The 353-nt window shown below is 60.9% G+C and carries 1 protein-coding gene; it reads left to right on the top strand.

Annotated elements, in window-relative coordinates:
* A partial coding sequence (locus A3754_RS07520) for a mechanosensitive ion channel domain-containing protein (RefSeq protein WP_063519218.1) occupies positions 1-353 on the top strand: 353 nt, incomplete at both ends.

Raw genomic sequence — 353 nt, 5'->3', positions numbered from 1 at the left:
CGCGGCATCACCAAGCGGCTGGGTCGCCGCCGCAATTACTCCCGCGCCCGTATCTTCCAGACAGCGGTGGTCATCAACAGCGCCTGCCTGATTATCGGCCTGATCGCCATTGGCGTGTTGTGGGGATTGAAAGGCGACGGCCTGATGGTGTTTGCCACCTCGCTGATGGCACTGCTCGGCGTGGCCCTGTTTGCCAGCTGGTCCATGCTCAGCAACGCCACCGCAGCCATCATCCTGTTCTTCAGCGCACCCTACAGAGTGGGCGACCGCATTCGCCTGCTGGACGGCGACAATACCGTCACAGGGCAGATTCGTCACATGGGGCTGATCTTCATCACCATTCAGGATGAGCT

The sequence above is a fragment of the Alcanivorax sp. HI0083 genome, from assembly GCF_001635175.1.
This window is presented reverse-complemented; position numbering and strand designations above follow the sequence as displayed.